The organism is Arthrobacter sp. 05T444 (assembly GCF_056395905.1).
Window position 1 is genome coordinate 1 of the sequence record NZ_JBFTKK010000029.1, and the last position, 12,523, is coordinate 12,523.

Consider the following 12,523-nt stretch of genomic DNA (forward strand, 5'->3'; position numbering starts at 1 on the left):
AACGCCCGGTCCCATTCCGAACCCGGAAGCTAAGACCCACAGCGCCGATGGTACTGCACCCGGGAGGGTGTGGGAGAGTAGGTCACCGCCGGACACTATTTACGGCCAAGGCCCCGACAGCAAATGTCGGGGCCTTCGCTCTTTAACCCGAAAACCAACCACACCACCGCATGCACCGGCCCCTATTTTCGGCGAGCACAACCAGAGCCCGGCTCGGGCTTCGACGGGCTCAACCACCAGCCCGCACCAGCGATCCTGTCGGTCTCGAGGTTGTAGAGTTGGTGCCCATGGAAAACCTCTTCAGCCACGCTGCCGGCCCCGGCGCCAATCAGCCTGATCCCTCCATCGAATTGGATCCGGTGATCTGCACCGTGGTTGTGCCTGGACCTGTATCCCGGGCCTTCATGGGGTTTACGGACCATACGCATTTGTGGTGGCCCATGGAGGAGCACAGTGTCTTCGGTACGGGGTCGCACGTTGAGTTTGAGGAAAACCTCATCCTTGAGACGGCGGACGATGGCAAGACCACTTCGTGGGGAACCATCGATGATTGGCAGCCGCCGTTGTCGTTCCACGCGTCCTGGTATCCGGGAACCACAGCGTTGTGGTCTACGGAGCTGAGGGTCGCGTTCAGAGCCGTGGATGGGGGCACCGAGGTGCGCCTGGTCCATGACGGCTGGGAGGGCGCGGAGGACCCGTCCGCGACCCGCGCCAGCTACGACAAGGGTTGGCCGGATGTCCTCGCAAGGTTTGCCCGCTTCATGGGCGTGCCAGCTAGCTGATCGATGGCGGTACGGCGGTACTCGACCGGATAACGAACTTCGTGGGGTACTCGGTATCGACTGCCGGCCGGCCGGCGCCGCCGTCGAGCCCCTCCAGCAAGAGGCGCACCGCCAGCGCCCCCTGGCCGCGGGGATCCTGGTCAATGGTGGTGAGACCGAAGAGTTCACCGAGCTCGTGCCCGTCCAAACCGATGACGGACAGATCTTCCGGGACCCTGAGGCCGAAGTCGCGGGCAGCGAGGATGGCGCCGATGGCCATTTCATCGGAAGCGGCGAAGACCGCGGTGGGACGCTCAGACGGGCTGCCGAGGAGCTGACGAGCCGTGGCGTAGCCGCCCTGGATGGTGAAATCAGCGGTGGCAATCCACTCCGGCCGGACGTCGTGCCCTGCATCCCGCATGGCCATTTCAAAACCTGCGAGCCGCGTGCGCGGGATCTTGAAGTCCTGTTCATAGACTGAATCTCCGGTCAGATGCGCGATCCTGGAGTGGCCCAGCCGGATGAGGTGGTTCACCGCCGCTTCGGACAGGCCGTGGTCGTCGATCCGGATGGTGGAGGCGCCCTGGAGCGGGCCGCCAATGCCCACGATGGGCCGGTGCACAGCCAGCATCTGCCCGATCTCCGACTCCGTCAGGGCCAGCGAAACGGCTATCACGGCGTCTACGCGCTGGCGGAGCAGGAAGTCCTTGAGGACGCTCTGCCGGCGCGCTGAGCCCTCACTGACGTTGTACAGCGTCAGGTCATAGCCGGCGTCCAGCAGCGCCGCAGAAACGCCCTCCACCACCGACGAGAAGTACCAGCGGTGGACGGAGGGGACCACGAGCCCGATGTTGTAATTGCGGCCGGAGGCCAGGCTCGAAGCCTGGTAAGACGGCACGAAACCGAGATCGGAAGCCGCCGCCTGGGCACGTTCGCGGCTCTTCGGCGACACGTTGCCCTTGCCGCTCAAGGCCCGCGAAACGGTGGCTATGGAGAGCCCGGCACGTTCCGCGACGTCCTTGATGCCGGCCATGTTGTTAGGTCTCCGTATCCTCTGCTGAAATCCTCAACCAAACGGTCTCCCCAGAGCCTAATCCATGCCAGCCCTCGGTTCCGTAGTCCCTGGCGGAGCTGCGCAGCAGCACTGCACCCGCAGGCAGTTCGAGGGCGTCTTGGCCGACATTCATGACCACCAGGATGTTGCCGTTGAGGAAACCCAACGAGGCGCCGGTGCACCACTCTTCGGCCCACGACAGTGAACCGCGGCCGAGGCCGAGTTCGCGGCGGACCGCCAGCATGCGCCGGTACAGGTTCAAGTGCGACGACGGGTCCCCGGCCTGGGCGTCCCGGGCCAGTTCGGCGAAGCTCGCCGGCTGCGGCAGCCAGGGGTCCTGGCCGGAACCAAAGCCGTGGTGCGGCTCGGAGGCACGCCACGGCAGCGGGACGCGGCAACCGTCGCGGCCCAGCCGGGCGCCTCCGGTCCGCGCGAACGTAGGATCCTGCCGCTGGTGGGCGGGGATGTCGATGCCGTCGGGAAGGCCAAGCTCCTCGCCCTGGTAGATGTAGGCACCGCCAGGCAGGCCCAGCATGAACAGGGTGGCAGCTGCGGCCCGGGTTCTGCCCAGGTCGTGATCCGGCTGGGGGTCCTGGGGCCCGATTCCGTCGCCTTCGCGCGGTGACGACCAGTAGTAGCCGAAGCGGGTGGCGTGCCGCACGACGTCGTGGTTGGACAGTACCCAGGTGCTGGGCGCGCCCACGGCGTCCAGCGACGTCAGGGACTCGGTGATGACGTGCCGCAGCCGGTGGATGTCCAAGCCGGCATGCAGGTAGGGGAAGTTGAACGCCTGATGCATCTCGTCCGGCCGGACCCACTCGGCCAGGCGGGACAACGGCTCTACATTGGCCTCGGCGCACAGGATGCGGTCGGGGCCGTACTCTTCAAGGATGCGGCGCCAGTTCCGGAAGATGTCGTGCAGGGCCGGCTGGCCGAACATGGGGGCTGCATGCCCCGGGAAGCCATCGATGCTGGTGCCGTCGGCGCGTCCGCCCCAAGCAGGAAGCCCGGGCGCCTTGACCAAGGCATGGGCCACGTCCACGCGGAAGCCGGAGACGCCGCGGTCCAGCCAGAAGCGCAGCACGCGCTCAAACTCGTCGTGGACGGCCTGGTTGTCCCAGTTGAAATCAGGCTGGGAAGAGTCGAAGAGGTGCAGGTACCACTGCCCCGGTGTTCCGTCCGGCTCGGTGATCCGTGTCCAGGCCGGACCTCCAAAGTGCGACTCCCAGTTGTTGGGCGGCTCCTCGCCCGCGGGGCCTGTGCCGTCCCGGAAGATGAACATGTCCCTCTGCGGGCTGCCCGGCCCTGCGGCCAGCGCAGCCTGGAAATCGCGGTGCTGGTCAGAGCAGTGGTTGGGGACCAGGTCCACGATCACCCTGATGCCGAGCCGGTTGGCCTCGGACACCATTCCGTCGAAGTCGCCGAGCGAGCCGAACAGCGGGTCCACATCGCAGTAGTCACTGACGTCATAGCCTGCGTCGCGCTGGGGGGAGCGGTAAAAGGGTGAGAGCCACACCGCGTCGATGTCCAGTTCGGCCAGCTGCGGCAGTTCCGCCGTGATGCCGGCGAGGTCGCCGATCCCGTCGCCGTTCATGTCCCGGAAGGACCGCGGGTACACCTGGTAGATGACGGCCGATCGCCACCAGCCGTGGGCATTGTCAGCGGCGTGGACGGGTGTCAGGGAGCCGGCCAGCGGCGAAGGGGAATGCAGTAATGAGTCAACAGACATTGGGCAAGTTTAGAGGCAGCGCAGGTCAGAATGAAAGCGCTTCCAGTGCGTAGTACGTTGACAGTTTCGGTAATACTCCCGTGTAGAAGCGTCAGGACCTTCACTGGATTGGAAGCGCTTGCATTCCGGTAGGTGAGACGTAACTCACGGGACTGGGCCGACATCTAGACTGGGAGGCACGTGTGACGGAAACGGGAGACCCAATGAGCAGCATTGCTGACGAACTCACGTCAAACCTGGGGCCAGGAAAAGTAGTCCAGGACCCGGCCGTCCTGGCCGCCTACGCGGTGGACCAGGCGCCGGTGCTGGACTATCAGCAGCCGCTCGCTGTGGTCTTTGCGGCGTCGGTGGCGGACGTACAGGCAACCGTGAAGAGCTGCGCCGCGCACCTGGTTCCACTTGTGGCGCGGGGTGCCGGAACGGGGGTCTCCGGAGGAGCCCACGCCACCGAGGGGTCGGTCGTTCTGAGCCTCGAGCGGATGAATCGGATACTGGACCTGAACCCGGACGACGAGACCGCCGTCGTGGAACCGGGAGTGGTCAACGCAGACCTGAACGATGCTGCCGCCAGACACGGCCTGATGTTCGCGCCGGACCCGGCGAGTTTCAGGATGTCCACGATCGGCGGGAATGTAGCCACGAACGCCGGTGGGCTGCGTTGCGCCAAGTACGGAGTGACACGCGACTCTGTGCTGGCGCTGGATGTGGTGCTCGCCGACGGTTCGCTCATCCGCACCGGCCACCAGACCTTCAAGGGCGTGGCAGGCTACGACCTCACCGGGTTGTTCGTCGGATCGGAGGGGACGCTCGGGATCGTGGTGGGCGCAACAGTGCGGCTCAAGTACCTGCCGCGGGAGGTGCACACTATCGCAGCCTTCTACCCTGACTTTCGGCAGGCAGCCGCCGGCGTGCTAGCCGTGGGCAGGGCCCGCGTACAGCCGGCCATCATGGAACTGCTCGACGGCGGGTCGCTCACGCAGCTGGATGAGATCCACGGCTCGGACCTGGCGTCGAGGGGGGCCTCCCTCCTGCTGATCCAGACCGACGGCTTCGGGGCAGCGGCGGAGGCCGCCGTCGTGCGGGATGTGCTTGCCGCGGGCGGCGCGGTGGTGACCACCGAAGCCAGCGAGGAAGCCGAGCAGCTGGTGGAACTGCGGCGCAACAGCCGCGGCGTCGAAGTGGACGATCAGTACCGGGTGGGCGAGGACGTGGCAGTGCCCCGTTCGCGGCTGGTGGACTACGTGGCAGCTCTCGAATCGCTGGCTGAGGTCCACGAAGTGAAACTCAAGGTGGTGGCCCACGCCGGCGACGGGAACCTGCATCCCACGTTCTGGGTGGACCGCGTGAATGACCTTGTGGACGCTGATGCGATGCAACGCCTGAACAAGGCACTGGATGCGTCAATCGCGGTTGCACTGGACATGGGCGGCACCATCACGGGGGAGCATGGCATCGGGCAGTACAAGCTGCGCTGGCTGAGCCTGGAGCAGCCGGAACCCATCCGTGAACTGCAGCGACGGGTCAAAGAGCTCTTCGACCCCGCAGGCATACTGAACCCGGGCAAAGCGATTTAACGCAGCTGTGCCATAACAAGCAGTGGCACAACAAGCAGTGCCGCAATAAGCAGCGCCACAACCGGCCGTGCCACTGGCAGCGGCGCGTTGGCCGTGCGCTCAGGATCAGTCGTCTGAGTCCGGGTACTCGTCAACGGATTCTTCGTCGCCGTACCGGGACTCTTCCGTTTCCACTTCCAGGATCTTCAGGAGCCCGGTGTCGGGGTTGAGCATGATGGCTGCCTCATCCCGGCGGTGGCGCAGGATGGAATCGATGTAGGACTGCACCGCTTCGGCCAGCGGAATGTGGCGTTCCTGTTTTTCGGACATGTACCAGCGGTGCTCGAGCACTTCGTGCACGGCTTCGGCGGGTTCCAGTTTTCTTGAGAGGTCGCGGGGGATCGAGCGCACGATGGGTTCGAAGATCTGGCTCACCCAGAGGTGCGCGCTGTATTCCTCGTCCATCTCCGGATTGTTGTCCGCGCGGAACGAGTCCATGTCGTTCAGCAGGCGGCGGGCCTGGTTCTCCTGGGCATCCAGCCCGGTGAGGCGCAACAGGCGCCGCATATGGTGGCCGGCGTCCACGACCTTCGGCTGCAGCTGGATGGTGGAGCCGTTCTGGGTGGTCTTGATCGCGTATTCCTCGACGTCGAAGCCCAGCTCGTTGAGGCGCCGGATGCGGGCGCCCACCCGCCAGCGTTCGCCAAGTTCGAACGATTCCTTTTCGGTCAGCTCCATCCAGAGGCGGCGGTAGCTTTCCATGATGAGCTCGCTCGTGGCCACCGGGTCCACCTTCTCCTCGATCAGGCCGCCGTCGAGGAGGTCCATGAGCTCGCCGGCGATGTTCACGCGGGCAATCTCCAGGTCATACTCCCGTTGGCCGGTGGAGAGGTCCGGATAGAGTTCGCCGGTTTCCGCGTCCACGAGGTACGCGGCAAAGGCGCCGGCATCCCGGCGGAACAGGGTGTTGGAAAGCGAGACGTCGCCCCAGTAGAAGCCGATGAGGTGCAGCCGAACCATCAGCAGGGCCTGCGCGTCGATGAGCCGGGTCAGGGTGTCCTTGCGCAGCATCTGGGAGAAGAGAGCGCGGTACGGCATGGAGAACTTGAGGTGGCGTGTGACGAGTACAGGGTTAAGGGGCCTGCCGTCCGGGGTGGTGCGGCCGGTGATGACGGCGACGGGTTCCACACAAGGGACATCCAGCCGGGCCAGCTTCCGGAGCATGTGGTACTCGTGGCGGGCAACGTGTTCGGAGGTTTCCTTGATGGCGATGACGGACCCGCCCAGGTGTGCGAAGCGCACGATGTGCCGCGAGATGCCGCGGGGGAGGGCGGCCAGGTTCTCGGCCGGCCAGTCTTCGAGCGCAATGTGCCACGGCAGGTCCAGCAGTTCCGGATCCGCGGCGGCCGCAGTGATATTCAGGGAACTGGAGACCAAGGACGCTTTTTCATCGTTCGCACTGGCGGCTTCGAACCGCGGCAGCTTGCCGATCTGCCCGTAGTCGGTGGGTTCGTCATGCCACTGGGCGCTGTATTCCTCGGTCATGGCTCAATTCTTCCGTACGTAGGGTCGGCGTGCCTAAACAGAGTCAGGGTGCCGGTGCTTAACGCCCGACGGCGGCCCTTCCGGTTGGGAGGGCCGCCGTCGGTTGCTTATTCCGGAGATGCTCTGGCGGTTTCGACAGGCTCAACCGCCGGTGGGGACTAGTCGCCCAGGCGCAGGCCGGTCTTGGTGTCGAACAGGTGTACGTGTCCGGACTGCGGGCGAACGTAGATGGACTCACCCTTCATCGGGGGCCGGCGGCCGTCGACACGGGCCACGATGTCGTGGCTCTTGCCGTCCAGCGTGGTGTGACCGTAGACGTAGGCATCGGCGCCGAGTTCTTCGACGACGTCAACCTCAACCTGAAGACCTTCACCTGCAGCGACCTGCTCGAGGTCCTCGGGGCGTGAACCCAGGGTGACAGTGGCGCCGTGTGCCTCTTCGAGGACATCGCGGGGAACCGGGTAGACGGTTCCGCCGAACTGGACGCCGCCGTCGACGACGGGGAGTTCCAGCAGGTTCATGGCGGGGGAGCCGATGAAGCCGGCAACGAAGACGTTCTTGGGCTTGTCGTAGAGGTTGCGCGGGGTGTCCACCTGCATCAGCAGGCCGTCTTTGAGCACGGCGACGCGGTCGCCCATGGTCATAGCTTCCACCTGGTCGTGGGTCACGTACACGGTGGTGACGCCCAGTCGGCGCGTCAGGGACGCAATCTGGGTGCGGGTCTGGACACGGAGCTTGGCGTCCAGGTTGGACAGCGGCTCATCCATGAGGAAGACCTGCGGGTTACGGACGATAGCACGGCCCATGGCAACACGCTGGCGCTGACCGCCGGAAAGGGCCTTCGGCTTGCGGTCCAGGTACGGCTCGAGGTCCAGGAGCTTGGCAGCTTCGCGGACGCGCTCGGCGCGCTCTTCCTTGCTGACGCCTGCGATCTTCAGAGCGAAGCCCATGTTGTCCGCCACGGTCATGTGGGGGTACAGGGCGTAGTTCTGGAAAACCATCGCGATGTCGCGGTCCTTCGGCGGAACGTCGGTGACATCGCGGTCGCCAATGAGGATACGGCCGGCGTTCACATCTTCGAGGCCTGCGAGCATTCGCAGGGAAGTGGACTTGCCGCAGCCGGAGGGTCCTACGAGGACCAGAAATTCGCCATCAGCGATTTCGATGTTGAGCTTGTCAACAGCGGGCTTCTCTGTGCCCGGGTACAGACGCGTAGCGTTATCAAAAGTAACTGTAGCCACAGTTATCAATCCCTTCACCGGCAGGTACGTGCCGGACGATCCGTAGTGAATGGTTCATGTAATTCAGTTATGTACTGCTTTATGTACTCCCCGGCCTAAGCCGAGGAGTATCGCGTGACGCCGCACGGTTCCTGTGCGCCACATCACATAGAGAGTATGTCAGATTTATCCCGAATGGTTGCAAATGTTACGGAGCTCACACGTGAGATGCCACACGCGGGCCGGATCAGGATGGCACTTCCACGGTCTTGCGCCGCTCCCGCAGCAGGGCTTCCAGCAGTTCGGCGACGTGCACGGGCGCCTCGACGCGGAACTGGGCCTGTGTGAAATCGAGGCCCACTTTGACACCCACGTCACCCGGCGTGAGGCGTCCGAAGGCGTCTTCGTCAGTGGTGTCGTCGCCGGCGAATATCACGGCCGTGGCGCCTGAGGCCTGCCTGAGGAAGTCGACGCCCTCGCCCTTCGAGGCGTGGACCACTGACGTTTCAAGAACCCTCTTTCCGTTCTTGAGATAAAGTCCCTTGCGCTCCTTTAGTGCCGCGCGGGCGGCGGAAACCGCGTCTTCGGCCACGTCATCCGCGGCCAGTCTCGTGTGGAGGACGACGCCCGCGGGCTTGTCCTCCAGGAGTGTGCCGGGGGCGAGCTCCACGATGCCTTCCAGAATGCTGCGGACCTCAGCCAGGAGTTCCCGCTGTTCGGGCTCCAGGGTGAGGGGCGCCGAACCCGGGCCGAGCCAGGCCTCGGCTCCGTGGCTGCCGATCAGCAGAGTCTCTTCGGGGGGTGAGGCGACCGCCCGCAGGCTGTCGAGGGCCCTCCCCGAGATGAGTGCCGTCGTCGTGCGCGGAAGGACAGCGAGCTCCGCGAAGGCGGCCGCGGAACGGGGCAGCGGGCGCGCGTCGCCCGCGTGGTCCACGAGCGGCGAGATGGTGCCGTCGAAGTCCATGGCGACCAGCAGGTGTTCAGTGCCGGCGATGCGCCGGACGGCCTCCAGCAGCTCCGGTGGGAGCGTCAGCGGGGTGCTTTCACGGGCGCGGGCGGGGTCTGCCTCAGGAGTCATCGCGGACCACCTTTTCGTTAAGGGCGTGCAGGAACTCGGCGGACCAATGGTCGACGTCGTGGTCGAGGATCTGTTTGCGCATGGAACGCATGCGGCGGGCCGATTCTTTGGGAGACATCCCTACGGCCCGCATGACAGTGTCCTTGAGCCCGTCGATGTCGTGCGGGTTCATAAGCAGCGCCTGCTTGAGCTGGTCTGCTGCGCCCGCGAATTCGCTGAGGACCAGCGCGCCGTCGTTGTTGGTCCGCGCAGTGACATATTCCTTGGCCACGAGATTCATGCCGTCGCGCAAGGCCGTGACCAGCATGACGTCCGCTGCCAGATAGAGCGCCACCATCTCTTCAATGGGGTAGCTGTGGTGCAGGTAGCGCACGGCCGTGTTCTCGATGGTGTCGTAGGTTCCGTTGATGTGGCCCACGGTGCCCTCCACCTCTTCGCGCAGCAGGCGGTACTGCTCCACGCGCTCGCGGCTCGGGCTGGCCACCTGGATCAGCGTTGCATCGCCAACGTTGAGCTTTCCCTCCTTGAGTAGCTCTTCGTAGGCTTTGAGCCGGTGCCGGATGCCCTTGGTGTAGTCGAGGCGGTCGACCCCCAGCAGGATGGTCTTGGGATTGCCGAGGTCCTGGCGGATCTGGCGCGACCGTTCAATGATTTCCGGTTTTCTTGCCAGTTCCGTGATCTGCCGGACGTCGATCGAGATGGGGAAGGCCTGGGCGCGGGCGATATGGGTGATGCCGCCGTCGGCGCCCTTGACGTGGACCTGCTGCTGCTTGACGCTGGCGCCGAGGAACCGGCGGGCCGAGCGCATGAAGTTGCCGGCGTCGCTGCTGCGCTGGAAGCCCACGAGGTCGGCGCCCAGCAGCCCGTCGATGATGGCGTGGCGCCAGGGGAGCTGGGCGAAGATCTCGGGCGGGGGGAAGGGGATGTGGTTGAAGAATCCGATCCGCAGGTCGGGCCGGGCCTCGCGCAGCATCCGCGGCACGAGCTGGAGCTGGTAATCCTGGACCCACACTGTTGCGCCGTGGTCGGCATGGCGCACGACGGCGTCGGCGAACCTTCTGTTGACCTTCCGGTAAGACTCCCACCAGGTTCTGTGAAACTCCGGCGGGGCGATGACATCGTGGTAAAGCGGCCAGAGGGTGGCGTTGGAGAAGCCCTCGTAATACAGCTCAACGTCATCGTTGCTCAGCTGGACCGGGACCAGGTCCATGCCGCCGTGGCTGAACGGCTTGACCGTTTCGTCGGGGGCGCCGTGCCAGCCGACCCACGCGCCGTCGGTCTTGGTCATCATCGGAGCGAGCGCGGTCACCAGGCCGCCGGGCGAACGGCGCCAGCCGGAGCCGTCGTCTCCGTGCTCTCCCGGGGCGCAGCGGTCGACTGGCAGGCGGTTGGACACCACCATGAAGTCGTACGTTGTGGCGTGGGAGCTGTCTGCAGACGTAGCCCCGCCGTCCGTTCCCGTATTCGGTTTGTCGCTGTCAGGTCCTTGCATTGCGCCCCCTGGGGTTGCTTGTGGCTCTAAGCCAACCCTAACGGGCCGGAATCTTCCGGGCTATTCGTCCGTTGGGCAGGCTGAAGGAATACTTGAAAGCGCAAGCTCCGGGGTTTCCCCCTAAAATGGGAGAGTTGCCCCTGGGTGGTCCGCACCTGTCCGATCGACACGAGGAACTAATGAGCCCCGCAAACGAACCCCGCATGTCCAAAGCAGAACGCACGGCAGAGGCCCGCGAGAAAGCCCGCCAGATCCGTGAAGAGCAGCTGAAGAAGGACAAGCGGAACAAGTTGCTCATCGGATGGGGCATCGTTGTTGTGGTGGTCGCCATCCTTGCAGTCGTGGCGATCATCGTCAGCTCAAGCCTCCGGAGTAATGCGCCCGTAGCGGACCAGGGCCCTACGCCGGCCAACGGAAACGCCCATGGCGGCATCACCCTGCTCAAGGGCTCCGAGGTCGCCAAGTCCGATCCCGCGACCGTGAACATCACGGACCTTCCGGAAGCCCCCGCATCGGCTCCCGCCACGGTCAAGGCCCCCGGAGCCGAGGCTGAGGCCGGCAAGCCGGTGAAGGTGGTGCTCTACATCGACTTCATCTGCCCCGTCTGCAAGAACTTCGAAGCAACGTACAACGAGACCCTCACGAAGCTTCGCGACGAAGGCAAGATCACCGTGGAATACCGCGCCATGGGGTTCCTGGACAGCCGGTCCACCACCAACTACTCCTCCCGTGCAGCGAACGCCGCGGCCTGTGTTGTCAACGAGTCCCCGGAGAAGTACTCGGACTACGTCAACGCCCTGTTCGACAAGCAGCCTGCCGAGGGCAGCGCGGGGCTGTCCGACGATGAGCTGAAGAAGATGGCCACCGAAGTGGGCGCGAAGAGCATCGACAAGTGCGTCGAAGAGAAGACCTACCGCCCCTGGGTGAAGTACACCACCCAGGAAGCGGCGGTCCTGGGCGTCACCGGCACCCCCACCGTCCTGGTGGACGGCAAGCAGTGGGGCAAGGGAGACAGCGCCCAGACAGAATTCCCGGCCTTCGTCGACGCAGCCATCAAGGCCAAGGCCTAGCCCGCGCCAGCCAGGCTTTACGGCGGTGGCCCGTTCCCGGATTCTTCCGGGAAGCGGGCCACCGCCGTTTTTACCTGCGGGCAGTCCGTGGGCTAACCTTGTCTAGCGCCGTTGTGGCGCACGCCCTGACGGGCGCGCCTCCTTAGCTCAGTTGGCCAGAGCACCGCTCTTGTAAAGCGGGGGTCGTCGGTTCGAATCCGACAGGAGGCTCTCATTGTGGCTTTGCGGCTTTCGTTCCGTAGGCGGCCCGGCGCGGGAGGATTACAGCCTTCACTCGGAGGGATCCCCGGTTCGAATCCTTCGGGGGATTGAACGTGGCGCTTACCTTCGCTTTTAGTCCGGAGCGTGTCGTTTAGTGATCTAAGCGCCCCATAGGGGCAGTTACCGTCGGGCGTTTCGTCACCTTTTCAGCTTGTCGGCGACAGCCGGGCCGCCAGATCCTCGCCAACCGCGAAGGCCCGAGTGATCGCCGAGCCGAGGGTGGCGCCGCCGCCCGGGTAGTTGTTGCGGAAGACGCCGGCCGAGACGTTGCCGGCGGCGTAGAGTCCCGGGATGGGTTGCTGGCGGCGATCCAGCACGCGGCCGTTGAAGTCCGTGGCCAGCCCGCCCGAGGTCCCCAGTACGCCGGCGTGGATGGGAACGGCGTAGAACGGTCCTGCAGCCAGCGGTGCCAGGCAGGGGTTTGGCGTGTTTCCGGCGTCACCGAGGAACCGGTCCTGCGGTGTTGCGCCCCGCCCGAACTCCGTGTCCATGCCAAGGGCCGCATCCGCGTTGAACTTTGTGACGGTCGAAACCAGCCCGGCCGGGTTGATGCCCGCCTCCGAAGCCAAGAGCTCGACACTAGGAGCGGACGCCATCCACTCAGCGGGCTTACCCGGCGTCGACCCCGCCACCGGGTACTTGGCCAGGTAATGGGAGTCGAAAACCAGCCACGCGGGACTGTTCTGTTGCCTGCCGGTGTGCGGGTTGATGGAGGCGAAGACCCTGCTGGCATCGTGATAGTTAAGGGCCTCGTTCACGA

General features: G+C 65.1%; 10 protein-coding genes, 1 tRNA gene and 1 rRNA gene. 5 read left to right on the plus strand and 7 right to left on the minus strand.

The window, feature by feature from the left end; all coding sequences use genetic code 11:
• Both rrf and AC1DD3_RS20010 read left to right on the plus strand, forming a co-directional pair.
• Positions 1-94 (plus strand): 5S ribosomal RNA (gene rrf / locus AC1DD3_RS20005); the annotation flags it as partial.
• A gap of 193 nt (positions 95-287) precedes the next feature.
• Positions 288-782, plus strand: a complete 495-nt coding sequence (locus tag AC1DD3_RS20010) for an SRPBCC domain-containing protein (RefSeq protein ID WP_476882362.1) — start codon at positions 288-290, stop codon at positions 780-782.
• Here AC1DD3_RS20010 and AC1DD3_RS20015 read toward each other — a convergent pair.
• Positions 775-1,794, minus strand: a complete 1,020-nt coding sequence (locus AC1DD3_RS20015; protein ID WP_230119743.1) for a LacI family DNA-binding transcriptional regulator — start codon at positions 1,792-1,794, stop codon at positions 775-777. The two genes, AC1DD3_RS20010 and AC1DD3_RS20015, sit on opposite strands and share 8 nt — an antisense overlap.
• A gap of 4 nt (positions 1,795-1,798) precedes the next feature.
• Positions 1,799-3,544, minus strand: coding sequence for a glycoside hydrolase family 13 protein (locus AC1DD3_RS20020; RefSeq protein ID WP_476882363.1), 1,746 nt, complete (start codon positions 3,542-3,544; stop codon positions 1,799-1,801).
• 203 nt (positions 3,545-3,747) lie between these two features.
• Between AC1DD3_RS20020 and AC1DD3_RS20025 the strand changes: the two genes are divergently transcribed.
• Complete coding sequence (locus tag AC1DD3_RS20025; RefSeq protein ID WP_476882364.1) at positions 3,748-5,118, plus strand: FAD-binding oxidoreductase; 1,371 nt, start codon at positions 3,748-3,750, stop codon at positions 5,116-5,118.
• Positions 5,119-5,223: 105 nt separating this feature from the next.
• Here AC1DD3_RS20025 and AC1DD3_RS20030 read toward each other — a convergent pair whose 3' ends face one another.
• The 4 genes from AC1DD3_RS20030 to AC1DD3_RS20045 all read right to left on the minus strand — a co-directional run bounded on the left by AC1DD3_RS20030 (position 5,224) and on the right by AC1DD3_RS20045 (position 10,432).
• The gene (locus AC1DD3_RS20030; protein WP_476877609.1) at positions 5,224-6,642 is read right to left on the minus strand and encodes a DUF4032 domain-containing protein; all 1,419 of its coding nucleotides are present in this window, start codon (positions 6,640-6,642) and stop codon (positions 5,224-5,226) included.
• A 158-nt stretch (positions 6,643-6,800) separates the two neighbouring features.
• Positions 6,801-7,883: an ABC transporter ATP-binding protein gene (locus AC1DD3_RS20035; RefSeq protein WP_230119747.1), complete on the minus strand. Its 1,083-nt coding sequence runs from the start codon at positions 7,881-7,883 to the stop codon at positions 6,801-6,803.
• Between the two features lie 226 nt (positions 7,884-8,109).
• Entirely contained in the window at positions 8,110-8,940 is an 831-nt protein-coding gene (gene otsB / locus AC1DD3_RS20040) for a trehalose-phosphatase (RefSeq protein ID WP_230119748.1), read from the minus strand.
• Entirely contained in the window at positions 8,930-10,432 is a 1,503-nt protein-coding gene (locus AC1DD3_RS20045; RefSeq protein WP_290369781.1) for an alpha,alpha-trehalose-phosphate synthase (UDP-forming), read from the minus strand. Before AC1DD3_RS20045 ends, otsB begins: the two co-directional genes overlap by 11 nt.
• A 179-nt stretch (positions 10,433-10,611) precedes the next feature.
• Between AC1DD3_RS20045 and AC1DD3_RS20050 the strand changes: the two genes are divergently transcribed.
• Positions 10,612-11,502 carry a DsbA family protein gene (locus AC1DD3_RS20050; protein ID WP_230119749.1) on the plus strand — a complete coding sequence of 297 codons (891 nt, stop codon included), beginning with the start codon at positions 10,612-10,614 and terminating at the stop codon, positions 11,500-11,502.
• Between the two features lie 136 nt (positions 11,503-11,638).
• Positions 11,639-11,712 (plus strand) — tRNA-Thr (locus AC1DD3_RS20055).
• 197 nt (positions 11,713-11,909) lie between these two features.
• On the opposite strand, the gene AC1DD3_RS20060 is transcribed toward AC1DD3_RS20055, so the two are convergent.
• Positions 11,910-12,521 (minus strand): FAD-binding protein, encoded by a 612-nt coding sequence (locus AC1DD3_RS20060; protein ID WP_476882365.1) that lies wholly within the window; start codon positions 12,519-12,521, stop codon positions 11,910-11,912.
• Positions 12,522-12,523: the final 2 nt, after the last annotated feature.